Genomic DNA, 23,980 nt, shown 5'->3' with positions numbered 1-23,980 from the left:
TTTGACTCGGCCAGCGACGGCATCTCCAACGCATCGGCCATGGAACTGGCGAACGTCCGCCTTGTGGTTCGAGACGGCACGCGGTGCGCCATGAGGGGTCTGGCATGGGCCGACGACCTCATCCCAAGGGGCAGCCACGCAGGCGCCGCGTCTTTGGCGTTGCTCGAGTCATGATCCTAAACCACGCTTCGGTGCCGCGCGATACAGGTGCGAAGCACCTCATCGATCGGCTTGTCCCACCAATCGTTGGAGAGACGGCCCCGGATTACGGCAGCTGATCGAATGTCAGGGTGTTGTCGAGGGTATCACCTTGAGCGATTGACCCCGGCACATGGAGTTTTGGGCCCTGATAATTCGGGAGCTTGGTTACGATCGAGATCTGGTTTCCGCCGGACGCGCCTTCGAGTTCGTCGTTGCTCAACTCGCACATTTCGTTGTTCGACTTCGTCATGATCACTCTCCTCTTTGCAATTGCCGAAGATTCCATCCTCAAGCCTTGCTACACTTCAGTGTGCAATGTTCATTTGAACTGTCCTGCCGATATCGTGCGAGCGCAAGAGAGAGATTTTCGCTATGCCAATCGCAACTGAAAGTGGAACTGCCCACCCTCATCCGGATCACCAGTCCTGAACTGGGCTGTGCCGTCCGGCTTCTGCGGCGTGTAAACGATCTCGGGTTTACCGTACGAAAGGCTGGCTCCGCCGCTCACTTGGTGCAACTGGCTGATCTCGATCTCACGCGCATTGTCGAGCTCCCGCATGATCATTCCCCTGTAGCCTCTCGGTGAGGACCATTCCTCAACGGTAGAAAAGGGGGTACGCCAACCCAAACCCGAATTTCTGTGACTGACGTCACGATCGGTTTAGTTGGCCGTGTCATGTCGAGAATTCCGATCACCGGGGCTTCGACGCTGATGAGCATCTGCGGAAAAAAGAGCCCGGCTGTTGGCCAGGCTGTCTTTCAGTGATTGACGCCGCTATCGATAACCAGCGTTAAGGCGACATCGAGGTCAGGATCATTTGATCTCCCACGACGTGTTGTGCGGGATGTCCATTGCAAAATAGTCGCCGGAGCCAGCCAGCGCAGGCATAGTAATACACGCAAATGGCTCGCTCCCAGTGATCCCCTTATACTTGCCGGTACCGCCGGTGATGATATGGGTTCCACAGTCCATCTTTGGCTGGGATTTGTCGAGGTCCCGAGTATCGAAGGTCGAGAAAATCTTGTCACCGTCGCTGTCGGCCAGCACGCAGGCTCCATCAATGTATTTCTTCTCACCGGATGAGACGTTCAGCGCCACGCAACGCGCGGACATCTTGTCCAGCATCTTCTCTCCCTTCATGTTTTGGGTTGTTCCGATCGCCTCCAGCGTGGTGGCCTTGCCAAGTTCGGCAGTATCAATCGTCATCAACGGCCTAAATATGAAGTGCGTTACATAGGGGGTTGTACCCTTCTTCTCAATCGGTTCGCTCTGAACAGCCGCCGGGGCGATGGCCACGAGCGCTGTGACAAATGCCGTTGTTTTCGCAAACCTCCAGGCTGCGGCGGGTGTATCGACTATGCTCGGGTAAATACACTTCATGGATCCCTCCCTGGAATCAAAAGGCGGCTTCAAGGCTCTGCGGTGAGCTGCCGCCAAGTTGGAAATGTTTCCTTGCTAGAGTCGAGTTGTGCGTCGGCTGAACGCCAACGCGACAAGCCCTAACGATGCTCCGTCTCAAACCGACGAAGTATGCAGCGATTGTCGCTTCGATCGTTGGTTCATGCGGTTCTTGGTGAACCGGCTCAGCCAATGCTGATAAACGGTCAACACCAAGGCATGACCGCATGATCCGAAGCGAGCCGCATCGTAGCATGGAGCGTGGCGGATGTCAGCCGTCAGGCCCGCAACGCACGGCGCTTATCGTCAGCTGTGCTGACCGACTACGCATGCGCAATCTGACTCTTGTCGATCGTCTACTGGCAAGCGGACCTTTCTTGGAGGCCCTACCGAACTTCGCAGTCGGGCCAACGGCTGCCCTTCGCGTTAGAAGCGCTGACTCATCTCCAACCGCCTTTACCTCCGGCGCGACTTTTTGCCTCATCGCCTGAACTTTCCGATCCGTGCGCTGAACAAACGGAGATATCTGAAGGGAGTTGAGATTCCCGCAAGGTTCACATCGGTAGCGGATACGTTTGTATGAGTCGCAATGCGGCTCGCAATGCGAACTGACGACGCACTTTGTGCGCAAGAGCCCCAGATCCGAGTCATCCAGAGGTATCGCTGCCTTTCCAGGGAAGGAGGAGACCTCATGCAACTCAAGCAAACCGCAATCCGCATGTTTGCCGCCGCGTGTCTCACCTGGACCACGTCAGTTTTCGCTCAGCCAAGCGAACCTCAAGACCCGAGAATCAAGGCGGCGATGGACCTCTTGGTGTCGATCGCGGCCCAGCTTGGTCCGCCAAGGGTCGAGGGTACTGAACCCGTTGCAGGCAAGGAGGTACCCGTCATTTATTTTGGTTCGGCAAAGATGAACAATAGTTTCGACCTGGTCGACGAGGTCGTGAGGAAAGCGCAGGGCACGGCCACAATATTCGTCAGAAGCGGTGACGAGTATGTTCGGGTCGCGACTAACGTGAAGAAAGATGATGGCTCCCGAGCGATCGGAACCATTTTGGATCCCAAGGGCAAGGCGATCGAGTCCATCAGGAAGGGCGAAGCGTTCTATGGCGAGGTCGACATCCTCGGCAAGCCCTATGTCACGGGCTACAAGCCTATCCGGGATGCCTCGCAAAACGTGGTCGGCATCTACTACGTTGGCTATTTGAAGTAGATGCCGTCCGTCGCGCCGCCACGGCCTCAACGTCCATGCCAATCGCGCTTGGCGCGGGGTGAGGGCACGAAACGATTGGATCGGTGACTACAATTCTGGGTTCGCGCTTCCCGGGACTTGCGGAATGTCTGCCTCGGGTCGTCGGAGAATTGAACGGGATCAACCTGAAGTCGCGGTATTCGCCTATAGCTCCGGACCAGAAAGTCCGACCTCTCGCTCAGCGCGAAGGACATTGCCATAGAGACTGCTGATCCATTGTCTTCCGCTCGAGGTTACATTCAAATAGCGGATGGCAGTTTGGATGTGCGGTGCGACCTTCGTCCAGTAAAACTGAGGATATTTGTACACCACGTCCGCGGGCGTGGTGTATCCGAGCGATTTGTTGAGTCCTATCTCCTGGAACTCGTAGAACAGCGCATTTGATTTCTTCATGTAGTTCGGATCGCCGAGCTGACCGATCAGGTCGGCGGCGCGAAGCAACAAACCTTCCTCTTCGTCAAGATCATCCTTGAGTTCGTTTGCTGATGCGTCTGCATAGGGAAAACGAGTGTATTCGATGGTTTGTGCAACGCGAGCGGCGTCAATTTCGTCAACTGGGTCAAGGCGCTCCACGGCGAATAATTTTGAGCGGTCGACATGATAGGGCGCAAGCGCTGCATCGGAGGAGCCGATCGGTAACTCGACCGTTCGCCCGGTACCATCGACCACATAGGCACCGTCCTGGTCTCCGTGAACTATTCCCCGAACGTAGCCAATGTCGTGAAGCAGGCACGCCAGGATGAAGTGAGCATAGTCGCTAGCCGTCGTTGGCCTAAGAAGGGAGCGCCCGATCAGGATGTCGTGCCCCACCAGCGTGACCAACAGGGTGTGCTCGACGTTGTGGTAGAGTGCATCGCTGTTACCAATACATTCCAAGGCCAGCTTTGCTGCATAGGGCAGCAATTCCGGCAAGCTGGCGTGGGACGAGCCGAAGCGACCTCTTGTCTCCGAGATCAGGAACGCACCGAGCGCCTGGGACGTCAGTTCCGGGATTGTTATCATGAGCAATCTCTCACTTTGGTCGCCGAACCTTCAGGAGGCCTTCTGCAGGATCGGGACGGAGAGGACGATCGTAGTGGTGTGAAGCCAAAGGATGGGTAACAATTGACTTAGATCAACAGCAGCGACGCCGGACTACGCGTGTGCGCAGTAGCGACTTCCGCTTGGTGCCCAACGGCTGCCCTCGGTACCTCCACGAGGCTATTCCGCCTAACCTTCGGAAGTGGACAGTGCGAGCACAAGAGCACAAGTCAGCCACGCGTCCGATAACGGAAATTTCGCTGTCCTATTAAGGAGCTGGCGCGTGTAGTAAGCTCCGAGCGAGTTCAACCAATCCAGCAATACGCCTCCCTGGGCTTGGTCTTTGTCGCAACTTTGCACGCGGCGGGTCACGCACGTCACCGCGTGCATTCTGGAGCGGAGAGTTAGATGAGGACTCACTCGATAAAGATATCTTTTGCGATAACCCTGCTGGGTGCTGCCATCACGAGCGGCGCAATTGGTCAGCAAGACCAGCAGCTCGGTAAGGTGACATTCCCCACCTCCTGCGATCCCGCCGTACAAGGCGAGTTCGACCGCGGCGTCGCCATGCTGCATTCATATTGGTTCCTGATCGCGCGCCGGAAATTCGAAGCGATCCTGCAACAAGATCCCGGCTGCGCCATGGCATATTGGGGTGTGGCGATGGACCTCCTTGGCAACACGCTTGCGACCACGCCATCAAATGTCGAGGCACAAGCGGCCTGGGATGCACTTGAAAAGGCACGGTCGGTCGGAGCGAAGACTCCGCGCGAGCGGGACTGGATCGAGGCGCTGAGCGCCTATTTCCGCGACTACAACAAGGTTCCCGTTGATGCCCGTCTGACGGCGTACAATGCTGCGATGGAGCGCCTGGTGCAAACCTATCCAGACGACTACGAGGCGAAGGCGTACTACGCGCTCACGCTACAAGCTTCAGCGAAGAAGAACGACCTCTCGTACACCAACCAGCTGAAATCCGCGGCACTTCTGGAAAGCCTGTTCGAAGAGAACCCTCAACATCCGGGTGTGACGCATTACCTCATTCACGCCTACGATTTTGCTGCGCTTGCCGAAAAGGGCATTGCGTCGGCCCGTCGCTACGCCGGCATCGCTCCGGCGGTCCCGCATGCGCGGCACATGCCGTCTCACATCTATTCCATGGTCGGGCTCTGGGAGGAATCCATCGCCTCAAACGCCTCAGCGCTTGAGATTCAGCCCGACTACTATCACGCATCGGACTTCACGGTGTATGCGCATCTGCAGCTCGCGCAAGACGCCAAAGCCGACGCGATGATCAAAAGGTCGCTGGCCACCGCCGATCGCGGCGACCGACCGATCAACTTCGTCAATTTCACTGCCAAGGCCGCCATGCCGGCGCGCTATGTCTTGGAGCGTGCCGACTGGGCCGGCGCTGCCGCCTTGGCGATGACGCCGACCAAATATCCGATGGCGGATTCGTTGATCCGCTTCACGCGCGGCCTCGGCATGGCGCGTGTCGGCGATATCGCCGGCGCCAATAAAGAGATCGAGGAGATGAAGGTGTTGCGCACGACGCTGCAGGGGGCGGACCAGTCCTACTGGGCCGAACGCACCGAAGAGCAAATGCTTGCGGTTTCCGCGTGGGTCGCACTGAAGGAAGGCGACCACGAGCGGGCCCTCAAGTTGATGCGGGCAGCCGCCGACAGCGAAGACGGCAGTGTCAAACACGTGGCCATGGAGAACCGCCTCTTTCCGTTGCGCGAACTGTTGGCGGAACTGCTCCTCGAGGTGGGACAGCCGACAGCCGCACTGAACGAGTATGAGACCGCACTCAAGCAAACTCCCAATCGCTTCCGCGCATTCTGGGGCGCCGCGCGCGCTGCCGACCGCTCCGGCGACCGTCGGAAGTCGACCGAGTATTACAGCAAGCTGATAGAGCTCGCCAGGAACGCCGACACGGAGCGGCAGGAAATCCGCGAAGCCAAAGCACAACTGCGGAACGACACCGTGGGCACTTCACGACAATGATGCTTCGGCAGTCCGCCCCATGCCAAAGAGCGCCGTCAATGTAGGGATGACAACGCTGATCCCGGCAATCGCTGCGGCGACGGTGCTCGGTGGGCTTCTCGCCTGTTTCGCCGTCTACGGGAATGCCCGGACGGAATGGGGGATTATACAGCTGTTCAGCGAGACCACCGGCAAAGGCACGAACGCAGTCACGCCCGAAGCCTGGCCGATCTGCACCACGATGGCACCGGTGGCGGCGGATGCTGAATGGGTGGAGCTCGATCCCGATTTCAAGGCGGGCAAGAGGGCGCTTGCCGCTGCGGACTGGAACGGGGCCATTGCATCGTTCATGCGCGCCGCCCTGCGTGACCCGCTCAATGCCGATATCCAGAACTACCTTGGTTATTCCTATCGACGCTTGCGCCAACTCGGGCCGGCTATTGGACACTATCAGCGGGCGCTCATGCTGAATCCGCGTCACCGCAGCGCGCACGAGCATCTTGGCGAGGCTTATCTGGTGCTAGGCGAGCCCACCAAAGCTGAGCAACATCTGGCTGCATTGGAAAATCTCTGCCTCCTTCTTCCTTGCCAGGAATATGACGATCTCAAGCGCGCCATCGGGGCATACAGAACGCTCGCTGCACATTGAGGGCAGATCGGCCGCGTCGGAATTTGGGCGCACGGCTTCCGCTCAGCACTTCGCGTCTGTGATCGGCTGAGGCTGCTCTACCTCATTCGAGACAATGGCGTTGCATTGCTGGAAGTGAGAGGACAAGGCAAGTTCGGCCAGATGATCCCAGTATTCGGCTTCTGCGAGCAGCTGCCACTTGTTCATGCTGTTGTACGCGGCCTGCTGACGGCACAGTGAGCTCATCGCACGCAAGCGTCGCACTTTATCCACTGCGAACCTCCCCTCACGCTTGCTTGTTTGCAAGCGCATTTGTGTCGTGCACAGCTTCGCAGATCGAATTGACGAGTGATAGCCCGGTGTTTGACGGAGGATCGATGATAGCGCAATCGTCTGACTTTTCACTGAACAGCCGAGCCCGACAGAATTCGACCTCGACCAGTGTGGCCCGGTGCATCGAATTGCAGGATCGTCCCTGGCGATCTTTCGCCGCAACAAAGCACGCCGGTGCCTTCGGTAAAGCTCGCAGCCTCGTCACGCCGATCACAGCAATGGCCCCGACGGTTGCACATCGGGGCCATTCAAGATCAACATGCATGGGTACATCCGCCGAGCGTGCTGATCGTTGATGCCACTGATTACCACATCCGATCTGGCACAGACTGTGGCGAGGCTGCGGCATCGGAATGATGATATTCTGCCTGAAAGCTGATGGCCGTCCACCTCATCATTGGTGGTACTCCCACCAGCTTGCTGCTTCGCAAGCGTCATCGACCGGCCACGGGCTGCACGCGCGGTAGCTCTACACCACCGTCCGGTGGCGCGCGATGCAGGTGCGCAGCACCTCGTCGATCGGCTTGCCCCACCACTCGTTGGAAAAGATCTCGATCTCCGAATAGCCGGCAAAGCCCTGCGCTTCGACGGCTTGACGCACCGACTTGATGTCGATGACGCCGTCACCCATCATGCCGCGGTCGTTGAGGATGTCCCTGGTCGGCACCAGCCAGTCGCAGACATGGAAGGCGAGCAGGCGATCGTTGCCGGCACGCGCGATCTGGCCCATCAGCTCCGGATCCCACCAGATGTGATAGACGTCGAGCGCGACGCCGAGCACGCCGGTGCGGCCGGGGTCGAGCCGATCGCAGATGTCGAGCGCCTGTTTTGTGGTGTTCACGCAGGCACGGTCCGCCGCATAGACCGGATGCAAGGGTTCGATGGCCAGCGGCAGCTTTGCCTGTTTGGCGTAGTCGAGCATGTCGGCGAGAGCCTCCTCGACCTGCCCGCGCGCCGCCGCGATATCCTTTGAGGCCCCACTGCCGGGCCGCGAATATTGCGGCAGGCCGCCGACGACGAGGACGATGCACGGCGCGCCCAGCGCCTTGGCTTCATCGACGCAGCGGCGGTTATCGTCGCGCACCTCGGCCCGGCGCGTGGCGTCGGAGGTGAACATGCCGCCGCGGCAATAGCCGGAGAGATCGAGGGCGGCATCGCGCACCGCACGTGCAGCGCGGTCGAGACCGACGGCGGCGACTTGGTCGCGCCAGGGATCGATGGCGCGGATGCCGTGCCTCGCGCAGGCATCGATGATCTCGACGAGGTTACCCTGCTGGCGGACGGTCGCCGTGTTCAGCGACAGCCAGCGGTGGTCGGACGAGAAATCGCGCATCAGGATTCGATCCCGTGGGTGGCGAGCACGGTCTTCATCCGCTGCGTCGCGAACTCGGGATCGGCGAGCAGGCCGGCCCTGTCGGCGAGACGGAACAGCTCGGCCAGATGCAACGTGGAGCGCGTGCTCTCCTGTCCCCCGACCATGGTGAAATGGTCCTGGTGGCCGTTGAGATACGCCATGAAGACGACGCCGGTCTTGTAGAACCTCGTCGGTGCCTTGAAGATGTGACGCGACAGCGGCACCGTCGGCCCGAGCACGTCGTGGAAGCCGGCCTCGTCGCCGACCGCAAGCCGCGACAGTGCGTAGGACGCTGCCGGCGCTATGGCGTCGAAGATGCCGAGCAGCGCGTGCGAGAAACCCTGCTCGTCACCGGCAATCAGCTCCGCGTAGTTGAAGTCGTCGCCGGTGTACATCCTGATGCGCTTGTCGAGACGCCTGCGCATGTCGATCTCGCGCTGCTTGTCGAGCAGCGAGACTTTGACGCCGTCGACCTTGCCGGCGTTACCGTTGATGATGGCGACGGCCGCGTCCATCGCCTTGTCGAGATCTTTCGTGCCCCAATAGCCCGTCAGCGCCGGGTCGAACATGTCGCCGAGCCAGTGGATGATGACGGGCTCGCGGACCTGCGAGAGCACGCGGTCATAGACTTTCGCGTAGTCGTCGGCGTTGCGGCCGAGTTTGGCGAGGGCGCGCGAAGCCATCAGGATGATACGGCCGCCGACCTTCTCGACGGCCGAGATCTGCTCCTCATAGGCGCGGATCACGTCGTCGAGGTTTTTGGCGTCCTCGACCGCGAGATGGTCCGTGCCGGCGCCCGAGAACACCAGCGCATTGCGCCGCCTGGCGGCGCTGACCGAACGCGTGATCAGTTCCAGCGAGGTCGGCCAGTCCAGCCCCATGCCCCGCTGCGCGGTGTCCATGGCTTCGGCAACGCCGAGGCCGAGGTCCCAGACGTGCTCGCGAAAGCCGATGGTCTTGTCCCAGTCGACGGCGACCGAGAGCCAGGGATCGTTGTCCGCGAAGGGATCGGCCACGGTGTGCACGGCCGAGAAGGCGATGCGGTTCAACGATCCCTCGAGCCTTGCCGGGAACGTGCGCGAGGCCGCGAGCCGGTAGGTCTCGATCGAGCGATCGGCCTTCGGCAGCTTCAGGGATAACGACGACATGGTTTGGACGGGCTTGTTCATGACTTCAGACCTCTCCTCGTCATTGCGAGGAGCAAAGCGACGAAGCAATCCAGCCTTCCCCAGCGGAAGACTCTATGCTTCGCTTCGCTCGCAATGACGGCTCAACTGACATTCGGGCTCTCTCGACCTCAGACCTTGATCGGGGCGACGTCGATCCAGCGCCGCTCCTTCCAGCTCTTCAGCGCGCATTCGGCGAGCTGCACGCCCTTGGCGCCTTCGAGCAGCGTGAACTTGTAGGGCGCATCCTCGTAGACGTGACGGATGAACATCTCCCACTGTTCCTTGAAGCCGTTGTCGTAGGTGACGTTGTCGGGCAGCTTATGCCAGTCGCCGTAGAAATCGTGCAGCCGCTTCTCGTCGGGATTCCACACCGGCCTCGGGGTCGCCTGTCGCGCCTGGATCATGCAGTCGGAAAGGCCCGCGACCGCCGAGCCGAGCGTGCCGTCGACCTGGAAGGTGACGAGGTCATCGCGGTAGACGCGCGTCACCCAGGACATGTTGATGTGGGCGATGATGCCGCCCTCGAGCTGGAACGTCGCGTAAGCCGAGTCATCGGCGGTCGCCTTGTACCTCTTGCCTTGCTCGTCGAACCGCTCGGGAATGTCGGTGTTGCCGATGCAGACCACGCTCTGGACATTGCCGAAGAGATTGTCGAGCACGTAGCGCCAGTGGCAGACCATGTCGAGGATGATGCCGCCGCCGTCCTCGTCGCGATAGTTCCAGGACGGCCGCTGCGCCTCCTGCCAGCCGCCTTCGAACACCCAATAGCCGAATTCGCCGCGCACCGACAGGATGCGGCCGAAGAAGCCGGAGTCGCGCAGGAAGGCGATCTTCTTCAACCCCGGCAGGAACAGCTTGTCCTGCACGGTGCCGTGCTTGACGCCTTTGGCATTGGCGAGCTTCACGACCTCGACGGCGTCCTCGAAATTGGTCGCGATCGGCTTCTCGCAATAGACGTGCTTGCCCGCATTGATGGCCTGGGTCAGCAGACCGGGGCGCGCCTGCGTGGTCGCGGCGTCGAAGAACATGGTGTCGTTCTTGTCGGCGAGCGCGGCATCGAGATCGGTGGTCCAGCGCGTGATGTTGTAGCGCTTCGCCAGCGCTTCGACCTTCTCGGCGCTGCGGCCGACCAGGATCGGATCGGGCATGACGCGGTCGCCGTTCTTGAGGCGAACGCCGCCCTGGTCGCGGATCGCGACGATCGAGCGGATCAGATGCTGGTTGAGCCCCATGCGGCCGGTGACGCCGTTCATGATGAGACCGAGACGTTGGGTGGTCATGTCAATTGCTCCTGAAGTGAATTTGGCTGTTCCAGCGGACGAAGCGCCGACCAGTCCGGATGGACCGACGTCGCAAAGCCCACTGTGTTGAGCGATCCCGTCAGGAGATCGCCGTTGTGAATGTTGAGGCGAACGCCCTGCCCGGCATCGGCGTAGAGGTCGGGATGCGCGGCGGCGAAGGCTCGGGCCTCGGCGACCGGCGTCTCGCCGAAGCCGTCGACATAGTGGTGGCCGTTGCGCTCGGCGTGCGTGATGCCGATGAAGGCGCCGAGCGCGAGATCCTGCTGCACGGCAAGGCCGGCCTGGCAGGTCAGGTCCTCGCCCGCGACGAAGTACCGCGCGCCGTCGGCGCGCCATTTGGCTGCGCGCGTCGCGTTGACGATGGACTTGTAGAGGCCCTTGCAGGATTTTGACGAGATGCCGCGATAGCCGAGCGCACGCGCTGCGGGGAATGCATCGTAGGAATCGTCGGCCTCGTCGATGATGAAGCCGTGCGCCGCCAGCGACCCCAGCGGCGATTGCCGCGTGATATCGCGCGGCATCGGCTGTTCGACGTAGAGCAGGCGAGAGGCGATCGGACGCAATGCGGCATCACGCGCGATCCGGTCCATCAGCGCCTGCAGCGCAGCGAGATCGGCGTACTGCTCGTTGGCGTCGAGCGTCACCTTGTAGTCGCGCCCGAGCGCATCGAGCTCCTTGCCGATCCGTGCCAGCCGCGCCGCATCGGCTGCGGGTTCGCCCGCCAGCTTCAGCTTGAAATAACGTGCCCCGGCATTCTCATGTGGGTCGGCGACGCCGCCCTTGCCTTCGACGATGTCGTCGAGGCCGACGGTATGCCGGATCGCGACGCGCGACAGCGGCTTGCGGCCCGCCAGGAACGCCGGGGGATCCGCGTCCTTCAGATCGGGCGACAGCCGCGCATCGATCCCGGCGATGTTGCCGGCCATCCCATCAAAGAAACTGGTCCCGGCGGCGCGCAGCAGCGCATCGAGGATCGCCTTGTCGATCTCGGCAGGGCCATAGGCTGCGGCAAGCGCCGGAATGTTCTTCTTGCCACATGTCGCGATCTGGTCACCGATGCACGAGGCATGCAGATCGAACGCCGTCAGAAATCCGGTCCGCGCCAGATAAAGCCCGCGCGCAATCTCCAGCGACCGCCGCAGGCCATCGACCGTCTGCGCCGGCGACAGCTCCGGCCGCTTGTCGAACCATTTCGGCACCAGCAGTTCGGCGCTGGCGCCGATCGCGGTCCCCCTGCCCTCGACCTCGATCTCGACCCGCACGAACAGCTGCGGCGTCGCGTTGATCGTGATCGCGCCAAAGCGGAACGGCCGCGCGAACTGCACGGCTCGTTCGAAGAAGGCGACGTCTCGCAGCTTCAGGCGCGGGGGCATGATGCACCCGAATGATCGTTAGTAACGCTGGTGCAGCGGCGCAGGCAGTGCACCTCTCCCGCTTGCGGGAGAGGTCGGCGCGTTCCGGGCGATGCGAAGCATCGTCCCGCGCCCGGTGAGGGTTTTCTCCTCTGGGGGGTCCTCGCGAGTGGAGTCACTCTCTCTCCAGCCCTCCCCCGCAAGCGGGGGAGGGAGCGCACCGTTCGTGCGGTCGCCAAGGTGACTCTCATCAACTCTAATCCAATGCACCTTGCGAGAAGAAGTGCTTGCGGATGCGCTGCACGAGCTCGGTGAAGACAGGATCGGCCATCACGTCGAGCGAACGCGGGCGCGGCAGCGGCACGTCGTAGATCGCGGCGACCGCGCCGGGCCGCTCGGTCATGACCAGCACGCGGTCGGCGAGGAACACGGCCTCGGGAATCGAGTGCGTGATCAGCAGCACCGTCTTCTTGGTCTCGCGCTGGATCCGCATCAATTCGACATTCATGCGCTCGCGCGTCAACGCATCGAGTGCGCCGAACGGCTCGTCCATCAGCATGATCCTGGGATCGTGTACCAAGGCGCGGCAGATCGAGGCACGCTGCTGCATGCCGCCGGAGAGCTGCCAGGGCAGCTTCTTCTCGAATCCTTCGAGCCCGACCAGCTTCAACAGCGACCTGGCGCGATCGAGATATTCCTGCCGCGGCAGCCGCTTCATGTCGATCGGCAGCATCACGTTGTTGAGGATATTGCGCCAGGGCAGCAGCAGCGCGTTCTGGAACACGATGCCGACATTGCCGTGCGGTGTCGTCACCTTCTCGCCCTCGACCAGGATTTCGCCCGACGTCGGCGGCAACAGGCCCGAGATCAGCTTGAGCAGCGTGGACTTGCCGCAGCCGGAAGGGCCGACCACGACGAAGAACTCGCCGTCATTGATGTGGAAGTCGAGCGGCCGCAGCGAGGGCACGTCGCCGTCGCGCGTCCGGTAGGTCTTCGACACGCCGGACAGCTTGATGCCCGACGCGCCGCCGGCCCGGTCGCGCACCAGTCTCAGATGCGCGGCCGGCTGTACGGTTTCGCTCACGATCGCCGGCAGCTTCACGAGCCACTCTTCGGCAGATAGTCGTTGGTGTAGAAGGCCTTCGGGTTCTCCTTGGCCTTGGCGTCGAGCCCGCCATATTCGACCAGCAGATTGACCGTCTCGCTCATGTTCTGGTCGGTGACCTGGAACGGCCGCTTGGCCTTCGTCTCCGCGGTCCGGTAGAGCGGAATCGTCAGCTCAAAGCCCTGGGTCAGCGTGTCGATCTTGCCGCCCTTGGGGTTGGCATCGAGAATCGATTGCGCCGCCGCCTTGGGCTCCTTCTCGGCGGCCTCGACCGCCTTGGTCGTCGCCGACATGAAGCGGCGGACGAGATCGGCATTGGCCTTCACATAGTCGGCGTTGGCGATGATGCCCGAGGAGACCATGTTGATCCCGTAGTCGGCAAACTTGATCGGATAGACGTCCTTGCCGGTGGCATCCTTGATCTTCATCGACTGGTCCATGACGTAGCCGAGCAGGAGATCGGCCTGGCCGTTGATGACGGCGTTGAGCTTGGTCTGACCGTCGCCGGCCACCGTCTGGAAATCGCTCTCCTTCAGGCCGGTCTTCTTCAGGAACAGCGGCCAGATCTGGGTCATGGAGTCCGCGGGCGTGATCGCCACCGTCTTGCCCTTGATGTCCTCGGGTTTCCTGATGTTCTTGTCGACGAAGCCCATCGCGGACATCGGTGAAGTCTGCAGCAGCACCCCGGTCGCAACCACCGGCGCGCCCTTGATGGCGGCGCGCATCATGGTGGGCACGTCGACATAGCCGAAATCGGCGGTCTTGGCGGCCACCGCCTGGGTGGTCGCGGCCGAGCCGCGGCCTTCCTGGATCTCGAGGTCGATGCCTTCGGCCGCGTAGATGCCCTTGGCCTTGCCATAATAGAACGGCGCGTGCTCGCCGTAGACGTACCAGTTCAGCATCAGCACGACCTTGTCGGCAGCCTGCGCCGGCACGGCGGCAAACGCCATCAGCACCACGGATGCAGCCCCAATCCACTTCCTCATCGTCACTCTCCCTGTTCGTTGTTGCGTCGGCCGTTGGTGGCCGATCGATGCCTGAGCTCAAGAGGCGAAAATCACGTCTTCGCGCTGGCTGACATGCCAGGGAATGACCAGCTTCTCGATCCGGTCCACGATCCAGAACAGGATCACGCCCAGCAGCGCCAGGATCACGAGGGCCGCGAACATCGTCGGCAGGTCGAAGGTGCCGATCGAGCGCTGCATGACGTAGCCGATGCCGGAATTGGAGCCCACGAACTCGCCGACGACGGCGCCGACGACGGCGAGCGTCACCGAGACTTTGAGGCCTGAGAAGATCGCCGGCAGCGCATGCGGCAGGTTCACGGCGCGGAACACCTGCAGGCGGCTGCCCTGCATGGCGCGGGCGAGATCGACCATGTCGGGGTCGACCGATTTGAAGCCCTGCACGGCCGAGACGACCACCGGGAAGAAGCCGAGCAGGAAGGCTGAAATGACTTTGGGAATGATGCCGAAGCCGAACCACACCACGAACAGCGGCGCGATCGCGATCTTCGGCACGGATTGGGAAAACACCAGCAGCGGATAGATGTAGCTCTCGACCGTCTTCGAGCCCGCGATCAGCATCGCGACGGGAATGCCGAACAGCGCCGACAGCAGGAAGCCGCAGACGGTCGCATAGGTGGTCGGCCAGGACTGACGCAGCAGTTCCGGCCATTCGGTGCGCAGCACGGCGAGAACATCGCCCGGCGACGGGATCTGGTAGGCGGGGATCCTGAACAGCCGGATCGCGAGATCCCAGGCCACGACGATGAAGACGAGGAACAAGAAGGGCCGAACCCAGGCCGCATTCAGCAATTTGGAGATCGCATTCTGTGGCTTCGGCTCGGCCAATTTTCACTCCCGGCAGTCTTCTTCGTTGTGTGGAGAAATTAACCCGTTGGATAAATACTGTCCAGAGGATTCCCTGTGGCGTTTTGGGCGGTTCCCGGGCGTTTGTGGCGGCGAGGCTGCGTCGGGGGCGCGCGCCACCTCGTCATTGCGAGCGCAGCGAAGCAAATCCAGACTGCCGCTGCGGAAAGATTCTGGATTGCTTCGCTACGCTCGCAATGACGGAGCAAGATGCGGGATCAGCGCGTCGTAACCCGGGATTGTGTTCCATCCGGGCCGCGGGCTACACCGTCTGCACCACCGCGCTACGCGACGTCGGAGCCTTGGCGATCTCGAACAGCTCGGCCGAGCGCCCGGTCAGCGCGGCGAGCACGAGGCCGGTCATGTGCGCCAACCGCTCGTTTTTCGCCTTCTTGTCCAGCAGATCGCGGCCGAAGATCACGCTCAGCGTCGCCGAGTTGGAGAGATAGAAGAAGCTGAGCGCCGCGATGGATATGTAGAGCTGCACAGGATCGACCGCGACCTGGAAGTCGCCGCTGTCGACGCCGCGCCGCACCACGGTTCGGATCATCTCGACGAAGGGCGAATGCATCGACTTGACCTTGGTCGATTTCTTCAGGTGCTTTGCGCGCGCGAGGTTCTCGGTCTGCAGCAGCGACAGGAATTCCGGATTGCGCAGGAAGTAATTCCAGGTGAACTCGATCAGGCGGCGGATCGCCTCGGGCGGATCGAGATGCTCGAGATCGAGCCCGCGCTCCTCGCTCCGAATCTTGTCATAGGCGCCTTCGAGCACCGCCAGATAGAGCTCGTCCTTGTTGCCGACGTGGTAGTACAGCATGCGCTTGTTGGCGCCGGCCTTGGCCGCGATGCGGTCGACGCGGGCGCCGGCGAGCCCGTGGGCGGAAAACTCCTGCTTGGCGGCTTCGAGAATGCGCAGCCGCATCCCCTCGGGGTCGCGCTGCCATTTCAGAGTTCGCTTTGCCTGTGCCAAACCGGGTGCTCGCTGGGTGGTCGCCTAGCTCGCCTTTATCATGCGAGCGGCCCGCCGCATAGGAGAGAGGCAGGCACCTGCTTCAACACCGTCATTGCGAGCGCAGCAAAGCAATCCAGACTGCTACCGCGGAAACAGTCTGGATTGCCTCGTCGCAAGGGCTTCTCGCAATGACGAGGAGAGAACGGTGCCCCTCACTCCACCGGCTTCGGCGAGCGCTCCAGCAGCACCGTCTGTATCCCGCACGTACCGTTCCTGACCGTCATGATCCGCGTGCCCGGCTTGCGGCCGTTGCGCACCTCGCTGACGTCGAGGCCGGCAGCAATCAGGCGGGCGCGGGTGGCATCGATGTCGGCGACGCGCCAGCTCAGCCCCCAGAGCCGGTCGTGCGCCGCGTCGCCCCCGGCGACGGGGCGGCGCACCACCTCGACGATGAGGTCGCCGCAGCGGAAGAACATCAGCTGGCCCCAATCCTGGTGCGAGCGATCGAGCGCGAGATCGAGCCCGAGCCGCGCGCCATAGAGCGCGGCGGCGCGCTCGGAATCCTCGGTGGTGATCACGACATGGTCGAGCCCGTCGATCGGCGCGAAATCGGTCGCGACCGATTTGGGCCGCTCCTCGGCAAGCTCGAGGAAGAACATGCGCACGCCGCGCGTGAGCTCGGTGGCGGCCCGCGTGCGCTTCCAGTGCAGGACGGCATCGGTCGCGGCATCGCTGCTTTCGACCTCGGCGACCGGATCGGGCCTCAAGGCCACCCGCTCCAACCGGCGGTGCGTCCTGGCCATGTCAGCGACACGAAAGCACAGGCTGGCGAGCACACCCTCCTGGTCGTCGAGCAGCGCGCGCATGCGGTCGGCGGTGACGCTGAAGCCGCTCGGCGCCATCAACTCGATCGTCATGTTCTCGAGAGTGAACAGCACGCGGTCGGCGCCCTCGCCCGAGTTGCGCCAGGCCGGCGCACGGGCGAGCAGCGTCTGATAGGCCGCCGTCGCCGCACCGATATCCCTGACCAGAACGACGATGTGATCGAGGCCGGTGATCATGTTCCCCCTCCGCAACGGGCCGGAACCGAAATGCCGGCGAGGTCGTTGGCTCTGCCCGGGCAGCTCGCCCCGCCACGGTCGTATTCCGCCCCCAGGCCGACCTCAAGCCTCTATCGCCATGACTTTGCGAATATTTTGGCTCCCGCCGAAGCGGTGCTAAGGTAAACCGCCGGTCGGGACCACCCAGCGCATCACGGACAACCAATGCAGGCTCTCTTTATCGGACAGACCTATATCGACGTCGTTTTCATCACCGACCACATGCCGACCGGCGACGAGAAGCACGTCGCCTCGGACTACGCGGTGTCCTTCGGCGGCAATGCGGTGACCGCGGCGTTCTGCTGCGCCAAGCTCGGCATCGTGCCGGATCTGATCGCCACCGCCGCCAATGACTGGCTGGGACGCATGTTCCAGGACATGTGCGCGAAATACGCGATCTCGCTGCATGCGCGCAAGGTGAACCAGTCCTCGCTGTCCTTCATCATGCCCAAGGACGGCAAGCGCGCCATCGTCCGCTGCCGCGACGACCACCACATTCACCCCTTCCCGATGCTCAATCTGGGCGGCTGCCGCGCGCTGCATGTCGACGGGCACCAGCCCGATGCGGCGATCCACTACGCCAAGGTGTGCCGCGAGGCCGGCATCCTGACCTCGCTCGACGGCGGGGGCTTGCGCACCAACACGCATGAGCTGCTCGAGTTCATCGACGTCGCCATCGTCGCCGAGCGGCTGTGCGAGCAGATGGACCTCACGCCGGAGAAGATGCTGGACTATTTGAAGAGCCGCGGCTGCAAGATCGGCGGCGTCACCATGGGTGAGAAGGGCCTGCTCTGGTACAACGAGACCGGGGCGGTCGAGACCATGCCGGCCATGCCGATCCCGCGCGAGCGCGTGATCGACACCAACGGCGCCGGCGACGTCTTCCACGGCGCCTATGTCTATTCCTACCTCGCCCATCCCGGCAAAAGCTGGCGCGAGCATTTCGATTTCGCCCGCGCCGCCTCGACCTTCAAGATCCAGCGCCTCGGCAACGAGGCGGGTCTGCCGACGCTTGTCGACATCGCCAAGGTCAGGCACGAGTTCGAGGTCAGGGTCTAGATGGGGCGCGTCTTCGTCGCCGGCAGCATCAACATGGACGTGGTGGCGACGGCCGATCGCCACCCGCGCGTCGGCGAAACCGTCGCCGGGCGGCAGGTGCTTTATTTTCCGGGCGGCAAGGGCGCGAACCAGGCGGTGGCGGCATCGCGGATCGGCGCGCCGACGACGCTGATCGGACGGCTGGGCAAGGATCCCTTCGGGGCCGAGCTGAAGGCATTCCTCGGCGCCCAGGGCATCGACCTCGGCTATGTCCAGCAGACGGCGGAGGCCCACACCGGCACCGCCATCATCACGGTGGCGGACGCCGACAACACCATCGTCGTCATTCCCGGCAGCAATGCGCTGGTCGGCAAGGATGACGTCAGCGTCGTGCCGCTGCTCAAAGGCGACGTCGCGGTCAGCCAGTTCGAGATCCCGCTGCCGACGATCGCCGCGTTCTTTCGGCGCGCGCGCGAGGCGGGCGCCGTGACCGTGCTCAACCCGGCGCCGGCGCAGAAGATGTCGAGCGAGCTGCTCGCACTGGTCGACATCCTCGTTTTGAACGAGACCGAGCTCGGCTTCCTCGCCGGCGTGGAGCTGTCCGAGAGCGACGAGGCCGCGCCCATCATCGGTGTTGCGCGACAACTCCAGGCGCGCGCGGACCAGACCATCTGCATCACGCTCGGCAAGCGCGGCGTGCTGGCGCTGGCGGGGCGCGAGGAGATTTCCGTGCCCGGCCGCGCTGTGAAGGTGGTCGACACCACCGGCGCCGGCGACTGTTTCGTGGGCGCGCTGGCGGCGCAGCTCGCCGAGGGCACGCAATTGCGTGACGCGCTGACCTTCGCCAACGCCGCAGCCTCGATCAGCGTGCAGCGCATGGGCGCCGGGCCGTCGATGCCGACGGCCGCCGAGGTGGCGGCGGCGATGTAGACGCCTCTCCCCGCGTGCGGGGAGAGGCCGGAATTTGCGGACGCAAATTCCGGCCGAGGGGGGAGTCTCCAGGCATTCGACTTTCACCGACCCCGTGGAGAGTCCCCCTCACCCCGACCCGGCCTCCGCAAGCGGGGCGGGGGAGAAGAGACTCACGCCAGCGTGCTCTTCAAATCGAAGCTCTCGTCCGCCGCCTGCTCCGGCGTGATCGAACGGTCCATGGCCTGCAGCCGGCGTCCGAACATGTGATCGCCGGCGCGGTTGATGGATTCGATGCCGAGCAGCCTGTCGCCGTGATAGCAGAACGCGGAAAACGCCTTCTTGGCGGGATCGCCGCGCAGCACGACGCGGTCGTAGCCGGTGGTGAGGCCGGCGATCTGGAGCTTGTCGTCGCCCTGGTCGCTCCAGAACCAGGGATGGCTGTCGTACGGCTTCTTGTCGCCGGTCAGCCGCGCCGCGAGGCAGCGGGCATGGTCGGTGGCGTTCTGCACCGATTCCAGCCGCAGCGAGCCGCCGAAGCGGGGGCTCGCGAACAGCGCGCAATCGCCGATCGCCGAGATGTCAGGATCAGCCGTCGACAGATATTCGTCGACGACGATGCCGGCTGCGACAGGGAGCCCCGCCTCCGCCGCGAGCTCGATATTCGGCAGCACGCCGACACCGACCACGACCAGGTCGGCCGGCAGATGCCTTCCGTCGCTCAAGGAGACGCCGGTGACCCTGCCGCCTTCCGCTTCGATGGAGGTTGCCTGCACGCCGAGATGGATCCGGATGCCGGCCTCACGGTGGCGCGCCTGGAAATACTCGGACACCTCAGCCGTCACCGCGCGCGCCATCACGCGCGGGGCGAGCTCGAGCACGTCGACCTCGAGCCCCTTGATCCGCGCCGTGGAGGCGAATTCGAGGCCGATGAAGCCGGCGCCGATGATCACGGCACGCTTCTTCGACGGCATGATGTGCCTGAGCGACTCGCTGTCGTCGAGGATGCGCAGATATTTCACGTCGGGCAGATTGGCGTTGGGCAGATCGAGCAGCCGGTTGCGCGCGCCGGTGGCCAGCACGAGGTGGCCGTAAGGCAGCGTCTCGCCGGACGCGAGAAGCACCTTGTGCCCGGCGCGTTCGATCGATACGGCGCGCCCCGAGATCAGCTCGATCTTCTGGTCCTGGTAGAATTTTTCGGGGCGGAACATCAGGCTCTCCGGGCCGGCCGAGCCCTTGATGTAGCCCTTGGACAGCGGCGGCCGCTGATAGGGCAGATGCGCCTCGTCATTGATCAGGCAGACGCGGTCGGAGAAACCCGCCTGGCGCAGGGATGCTGCGACCTGGTAACCGCCATGGCCGGCACCGACGATGATCACCGGACCGCCCGTCATTGGAGCAGCCCACTTCCGGAGACACGAGCGTGACCCATGTCGTCTCCTCTCTCGCTGATTTTGGTTTGCTGGCCTTCGAGGAGCCGGCGCTCGTGTCCGTCCCTTGGCGAAGGCGGGTCCATTTGAGCCTATCGTTCCGCCCGGCGCAAGAGCGGCGGTCGGGGATTGTCACCCCTCGCCTTCTGCGATTTAGTTGCAGCAACGAACCTCACGCCGGGGATATTCCAGATGCCAGCTCCCGTCTCAAAGCCCGACGATCCCGCCCTGCTGCGGATCGATGGCCCGATTGCAACCATCACGCTCAACCGCCCCACAGCGTTCAACTCGATCAACCTTCCGATCGCGCAGAAGCTCGAGCAGCTCGCGGCCTATATCGAAGACGACGATTCCATCAGGGTCTTGGTGCTCGAGGGCGAAGGCCGGGCCTTCTCCGCCGGCGGCGATCTGCAGACGATTGGCGCAGCGGCCGAAGCAGGCACGGTGACGCCCGTCGTCGGCGAGCTGCTCAAGCACTATCACGCCTTCATCGAGATCATCAGGCGCATGCCGAAGATCTCGCTGTCCAGCGTGCACGGCTCGGCCGCCGGCGCCGGCATGGGCCTCGCCTTCGTCACCGATCTCTGCATCGCCGCTGACGATGCCAAGTTCACGCCGGCCTATGCCAAGATCGGGGTGTCGCCGGACGGCGGCTCCACGGTCGGCATCGTCGGCACGGTCGGCTCGCGCCGCGCGCTGCAGGTCTTTCTCGCCGAGGACAATTTCACCGCGCAGCAGGCCCATGAATGGGGCCTCGTCGCCAGGATCGTTCCCGCGACCGAGCTGAAGGCGGCGACGCGGCAACTTGCCGAGCGGCTGGCGCAGAACCCGCCGGCGGCGATCGCCGGCACCAAGCAGCTGGTCTACCAGGCCGCCACCACGCCCGTAAAACAGCAGCTCGACGCCGAGGAGCACAAGATCATCATGGCGATGAACACGGAGGCGTTCCGCACCGCCGTGAAGAAGTTCACGAGCAAGTCGAAGTGACGACGCCCGCACGCACGTTCTACGGCCTGCGTCACGGCGCGACCGACTGGAATCGCGAGGGGCGATTCCAGGGCCGCACCGACAATCCGCTGAACGAGGACGGCCTGCGGCAGGCGCACGAAGCCGTGGAGATGCTGCGCGGCGCCGGCATCAGCCGCATCGTCGCAAGCCCCCTGGTGCGCGCGGCGCGAACGGCCGAGATCATCGCGGACGCGATCTCGGTGCCGCTCGCGATCGACGAAGGCATCATCGAATTCGACTTCGGCAGCTTCGAGGGCCTGCCCGTCCGCGACCTCATGATCAAGCACGGCGTCAGCTCGGCGACCGGCCTCGTCTCGATCCTGCCGGCCGACGGCGAGAGCTGGGACGCCATGACGAAACGGTCGCTCGTCTGCGTTTCCGCCTGGCTCGACCGTCATCCCGACGATGAGCTCCTGTTCGTCTGCCACGACGCCGTGATGCAGGGCATGGCGAACGCGTTGTGCGGCAGCTATTTCAAGAACAGCCATGGCATGCCGTTCCGTTACGTGCGCGAGCAGCCGCAATGGCGTGTCGAGCAGGTCGCTATTGCGGACAGATATAGCCCGTCCCCGCCGGCGACTTGAAGCAGCCGACCGATTCGGGGAGCACGTGCCGCGGCAGCCACAGCACCACGCTCGGGAAATAGATCGCGAACGCGATGGTGGTGAAGAAGACCACGTAGATCGGCAGTGCCGCTCGTAGCGCCCTGGCAAAGCTGATGCCGACGAATTTCGAGGCCATCAGCAGGACGAGCCCGTAGGGCGGCGTGATCAGGCCGAAGGCGAGCGTTGCGATCAGCACCACGCCCATATGGACACCGTTGATGTCGCCGGCCTCCGTCAGCGCGTTGACCAGCGGCATGAAGATGATGATGGTCGGGACCGGCTCGATGAAGTCGCCGACCACGGTGAACAGCAGCACCATCAGCAGCATGATCAGATGCGGATCGTTGCCGGCAATGGACGTGATCCACTCGGCGATATAGGTCGCGCCCCGCAAATAGGCGAGCATCCAGCCGAAGGCATTGGCGGCGCCGATCGTGATCAGCGGCAGCGAGAAGATCAGGCCGGCGAGGCAGAAATCGTACGGGATCTTCCTGATGTGGCCGCGGTTGAGCGCGGGGATCACGACCAGGATGATCCAGGCCACGGCAACGACGCCGGCCTCTGTCGGCGTGAACCAGCCGGTGAGGATGCCCCCCAGCAGGATCACCGGGATCATCAGCGGCAGGGCCGCGTCGCCCGCCGCGAACACCACCTGCCGCAGCGGTGCGCGCGGCTTGCGCAGGCCGGACGGGCCAAAGAAATAGCAGTAGATCATCAGGCCGAAGCCGATCATCAGGCCGGGCACGACGCCCGCCATGAACAGGCCGGCGATCGAGACGTTGCCGACCGCGCCGTACACCACGGCCGTGATGCTCGGCGGCACCAGCGCCGCGATGGTCGAGGCGGAGGCGATGATCGCGGCGATGAAGGCGGGCTCATAGCCCTCCCGCTTCATCGGGCCACCGAGCGCGCGGCTCATCACTGCGACGTCGGCGGTGGTCGAACCCGACATTTCCGAGAAGAACATGCTGAAGACGACCACGACCTGCGACAGCCCGCCCCTGATATGCCCGACCAGCGACACCGAAAGATTGGCTATTCGTACCACCACGTTGGCCGAGCTCATGAGTTCTCCAACCAGGAGGAAGAACGGAATGGCCAGCAGCGCCTCGGAATCGACGCCGTCGAAAATCTTCTGGATGATGGCGGCGAGCGACACATCGGACAGGATCGCGCCGATGAAGACTCCCGCCATCAGCGAGAACGGCACGGGCACGCCGAGATAGCCGAACGACAGGAAGCAGATCGACATCAACGCCAGGACGACAGGTGCGCTCACGGCTGCGCCCTCATCTGCGCCTCGGTGACAACGGGTGCTCCGTCCTCCTCAGGCGGCTCGGGATGGTCAAAGCCTTTGCGCAGGCCATTGACGAGCTGCTCGATGGTGAACAGACAGATCAGCACGCCCGAGAGCGGGATGATTGCGTAGAGCGACGCGATCGGTGTTCCCGACGGCAGACGGAAGCTGCCGAAACCGCGCAGATAGTTCTGGGAGCCGTACCAGATCAGGCAGAAAGCGACGCCGAGCACGACGAGGCGGATGATCACCTCAACGATCAGCCGTGGCGTGCCGTGCATCGCCTCGGAGATCGCGGTGAGATAGAGGTGGTCGTTGCGCCGGGTCGCGGCCGCCGTGCCGATGAAGATCGCGTAGATGAACAGCGTCGAGGTGACCTCCTGGAGCCACAGCCAGGGATGGCCGATGGTGCGCGTCACGATGTCGGCGGTCACCGACAGCGAGAAGCCGAAGCAGAGCAGGCCGCAAAGGATCATCAACGCAAGCTCGAGCCAATCGAACGCGCGCCATTTCAGGTGGCGCTGGCGTTGAACGAGCAGTTTGTCGGCGATGGCCATCAATATCCCCATCGTTCCAAAGCTATCGGGATGCGACAGCTGGGAAGCTGCCGATCGTACTCGGCCTGCATGGTTCGAGACGCCCGCTTTGGCGGGCTCCTCACCATGAGGTT

24 protein-coding genes are annotated in these 23,980 nt (G+C 63.2%); 7 read left to right on the top strand and 17 right to left on the bottom strand.

Features of this window, described 5'->3' with window-relative positions; translation table 11 throughout:
• Positions 1-265: 265 nt before the first annotated feature.
• The 3 genes from ACNJYB_RS11795 to ACNJYB_RS11785 form a co-directional block, all read right to left on the bottom strand.
• Complete coding sequence (locus ACNJYB_RS11795) at positions 266-451, bottom strand: hypothetical protein (RefSeq protein ID WP_439374113.1); 186 nt, start codon at positions 449-451, stop codon at positions 266-268.
• Between the two features lie 120 nt (positions 452-571).
• Positions 572-760: a hypothetical protein gene (locus ACNJYB_RS11790; protein WP_439374112.1), complete on the bottom strand. Its 189-nt coding sequence runs from the start codon at positions 758-760 to the stop codon at positions 572-574.
• Positions 761-1,015: 255 nt separating this feature from the next.
• Positions 1,016-1,582, bottom strand: a complete 567-nt coding sequence (locus ACNJYB_RS11785) for a hypothetical protein (RefSeq protein ID WP_439374111.1) — start codon at positions 1,580-1,582, stop codon at positions 1,016-1,018.
• 709 nt (positions 1,583-2,291) lie between these two features.
• Between ACNJYB_RS11785 and ACNJYB_RS11780 the strand changes: the two genes are divergently transcribed.
• The gene (locus tag ACNJYB_RS11780; RefSeq protein ID WP_439374110.1) at positions 2,292-2,813 is read left to right on the top strand and encodes a Cache 3/Cache 2 fusion domain-containing protein; all 522 of its coding nucleotides are present in this window, start codon (positions 2,292-2,294) and stop codon (positions 2,811-2,813) included.
• Between the two features lie 183 nt (positions 2,814-2,996).
• On the opposite strand, the gene ACNJYB_RS11775 is transcribed toward ACNJYB_RS11780, so the two are convergent.
• Positions 2,997-3,854 carry an HD domain-containing protein gene (locus tag ACNJYB_RS11775; RefSeq protein WP_439374109.1) on the bottom strand — a complete coding sequence of 286 codons (858 nt, stop codon included), beginning with the start codon at positions 3,852-3,854 and terminating at the stop codon, positions 2,997-2,999.
• Positions 3,855-4,280: 426 nt separating this feature from the next.
• Between ACNJYB_RS11775 and ACNJYB_RS11770 the strand changes: the two genes are divergently transcribed.
• Both ACNJYB_RS11770 and ACNJYB_RS11765 read left to right on the top strand, forming a co-directional pair.
• On the top strand, positions 4,281-5,879 hold the full coding sequence (locus tag ACNJYB_RS11770; RefSeq protein WP_439374108.1) for a hypothetical protein: 1,599 nt from the start codon (positions 4,281-4,283) through the stop codon (positions 5,877-5,879).
• 19 nt (positions 5,880-5,898) lie between these two features.
• Positions 5,899-6,507, top strand: a complete 609-nt coding sequence (locus tag ACNJYB_RS11765) for a tetratricopeptide repeat protein (RefSeq protein ID WP_439374107.1) — start codon at positions 5,899-5,901, stop codon at positions 6,505-6,507.
• A 42-nt stretch (positions 6,508-6,549) separates the two neighbouring features.
• On the opposite strand, the gene ACNJYB_RS11760 is transcribed toward ACNJYB_RS11765, so the two are convergent.
• The 10 genes from ACNJYB_RS11760 to ACNJYB_RS11715 form a co-directional block, all read right to left on the bottom strand.
• A complete protein-coding gene (locus tag ACNJYB_RS11760; protein ID WP_439374106.1) occupies positions 6,550-6,759 on the bottom strand; it encodes a hypothetical protein in 210 nt (69 codons plus the stop codon).
• Positions 6,760-7,288: 529 nt separating this feature from the next.
• Complete coding sequence (locus ACNJYB_RS11755) at positions 7,289-8,152, bottom strand: sugar phosphate isomerase/epimerase family protein (RefSeq protein ID WP_439374105.1); 864 nt, start codon at positions 8,150-8,152, stop codon at positions 7,289-7,291.
• The gene (locus tag ACNJYB_RS11750; protein ID WP_439374104.1) at positions 8,152-9,342 is read right to left on the bottom strand and encodes a dihydrodipicolinate synthase family protein; all 1,191 of its coding nucleotides are present in this window, start codon (positions 9,340-9,342) and stop codon (positions 8,152-8,154) included. Before ACNJYB_RS11750 ends, ACNJYB_RS11755 begins: the two co-directional genes overlap by 1 nt.
• Before the next feature lie 128 nt (positions 9,343-9,470).
• On the bottom strand, positions 9,471-10,622 hold the full coding sequence (locus tag ACNJYB_RS11745) for a Gfo/Idh/MocA family protein (RefSeq protein ID WP_439374103.1): 1,152 nt from the start codon (positions 10,620-10,622) through the stop codon (positions 9,471-9,473).
• Positions 10,619-12,016: a hypothetical protein gene (locus tag ACNJYB_RS11740; RefSeq protein WP_439374102.1), complete on the bottom strand. Its 1,398-nt coding sequence runs from the start codon at positions 12,014-12,016 to the stop codon at positions 10,619-10,621. The genes ACNJYB_RS11745 and ACNJYB_RS11740 overlap by 4 nt, the downstream gene beginning before the upstream one ends.
• A 235-nt stretch (positions 12,017-12,251) precedes the next feature.
• Positions 12,252-13,097: an ABC transporter ATP-binding protein gene (locus ACNJYB_RS11735; RefSeq protein WP_439374101.1), complete on the bottom strand. Its 846-nt coding sequence runs from the start codon at positions 13,095-13,097 to the stop codon at positions 12,252-12,254.
• Positions 13,094-14,086 carry an ABC transporter substrate-binding protein gene (locus tag ACNJYB_RS11730; protein WP_439374100.1) on the bottom strand — a complete coding sequence of 331 codons (993 nt, stop codon included), beginning with the start codon at positions 14,084-14,086 and terminating at the stop codon, positions 13,094-13,096. The genes ACNJYB_RS11735 and ACNJYB_RS11730 overlap by 4 nt, the downstream gene beginning before the upstream one ends.
• Before the next feature lie 57 nt (positions 14,087-14,143).
• Positions 14,144-14,953, bottom strand: a complete 810-nt coding sequence (locus ACNJYB_RS11725; RefSeq protein ID WP_439374099.1) for an ABC transporter permease — start codon at positions 14,951-14,953, stop codon at positions 14,144-14,146.
• Between the two features lie 280 nt (positions 14,954-15,233).
• Positions 15,234-15,941 carry a TetR/AcrR family transcriptional regulator gene (locus tag ACNJYB_RS11720; protein WP_439374098.1) on the bottom strand — a complete coding sequence of 236 codons (708 nt, stop codon included), beginning with the start codon at positions 15,939-15,941 and terminating at the stop codon, positions 15,234-15,236.
• Positions 15,942-16,135: 194 nt separating this feature from the next.
• A complete protein-coding gene (locus ACNJYB_RS11715; RefSeq protein ID WP_439374097.1) occupies positions 16,136-16,984 on the bottom strand; it encodes a VOC family protein in 849 nt (282 codons plus the stop codon).
• Between the two features lie 204 nt (positions 16,985-17,188).
• Here ACNJYB_RS11715 and ACNJYB_RS11710 point away from each other — a divergent pair, with 204 nt between their 5' ends.
• Together ACNJYB_RS11710 and rbsK are read left to right on the top strand one after the other, a co-directional pair.
• Positions 17,189-18,082, top strand: coding sequence for a sugar kinase (locus ACNJYB_RS11710; RefSeq protein WP_283020814.1), 894 nt, complete (start codon positions 17,189-17,191; stop codon positions 18,080-18,082).
• Positions 18,083-18,991 carry a ribokinase gene (rbsK, locus tag ACNJYB_RS11705; protein WP_439374096.1) on the top strand — a complete coding sequence of 303 codons (909 nt, stop codon included), beginning with the start codon at positions 18,083-18,085 and terminating at the stop codon, positions 18,989-18,991.
• Positions 18,992-19,143: 152 nt separating this feature from the next.
• Here the strand turns inward: rbsK and ACNJYB_RS11700 are convergent, their stop codons facing one another.
• Complete coding sequence (locus ACNJYB_RS11700; RefSeq protein ID WP_439374095.1) at positions 19,144-20,364, bottom strand: NAD(P)/FAD-dependent oxidoreductase; 1,221 nt, start codon at positions 20,362-20,364, stop codon at positions 19,144-19,146.
• A 228-nt stretch (positions 20,365-20,592) separates the two neighbouring features.
• Between ACNJYB_RS11700 and ACNJYB_RS11695 the strand changes: the two genes are divergently transcribed.
• A complete protein-coding gene (locus ACNJYB_RS11695; protein WP_439374094.1) occupies positions 20,593-21,387 on the top strand; it encodes an enoyl-CoA hydratase/isomerase family protein in 795 nt (264 codons plus the stop codon).
• Positions 21,384-21,992, top strand: coding sequence for a histidine phosphatase family protein (locus ACNJYB_RS11690; protein WP_439374093.1), 609 nt, complete (start codon positions 21,384-21,386; stop codon positions 21,990-21,992). The genes ACNJYB_RS11695 and ACNJYB_RS11690 overlap by 4 nt, the downstream gene beginning before the upstream one ends.
• On the opposite strand, the gene ACNJYB_RS11685 is transcribed toward ACNJYB_RS11690, so the two are convergent.
• Both ACNJYB_RS11685 and ACNJYB_RS11680 read right to left on the bottom strand, forming a co-directional pair.
• Positions 21,952-23,292 (bottom strand): TRAP transporter large permease, encoded by a 1,341-nt coding sequence (locus ACNJYB_RS11685; RefSeq protein ID WP_439374092.1) that lies wholly within the window; start codon positions 23,290-23,292, stop codon positions 21,952-21,954. The two genes, ACNJYB_RS11690 and ACNJYB_RS11685, sit on opposite strands and share 41 nt — an antisense overlap.
• Positions 23,289-23,867, bottom strand: a complete 579-nt coding sequence (locus ACNJYB_RS11680; protein ID WP_439374091.1) for a TRAP transporter small permease — start codon at positions 23,865-23,867, stop codon at positions 23,289-23,291. Before ACNJYB_RS11680 ends, ACNJYB_RS11685 begins: the two co-directional genes overlap by 4 nt.
• Positions 23,868-23,980 lie beyond the last annotated feature (113 nt).

It is taken from the genome of Bradyrhizobium sp. SMVTL-02, assembly GCF_051853005.1.
GTDB lineage: Bacteria > Pseudomonadota > Alphaproteobacteria > Rhizobiales > Xanthobacteraceae > Bradyrhizobium.
The sequence above is the reverse complement of the archived record's forward strand: the minus strand, read 5'-3'. Positions and strand labels throughout refer to the sequence as shown.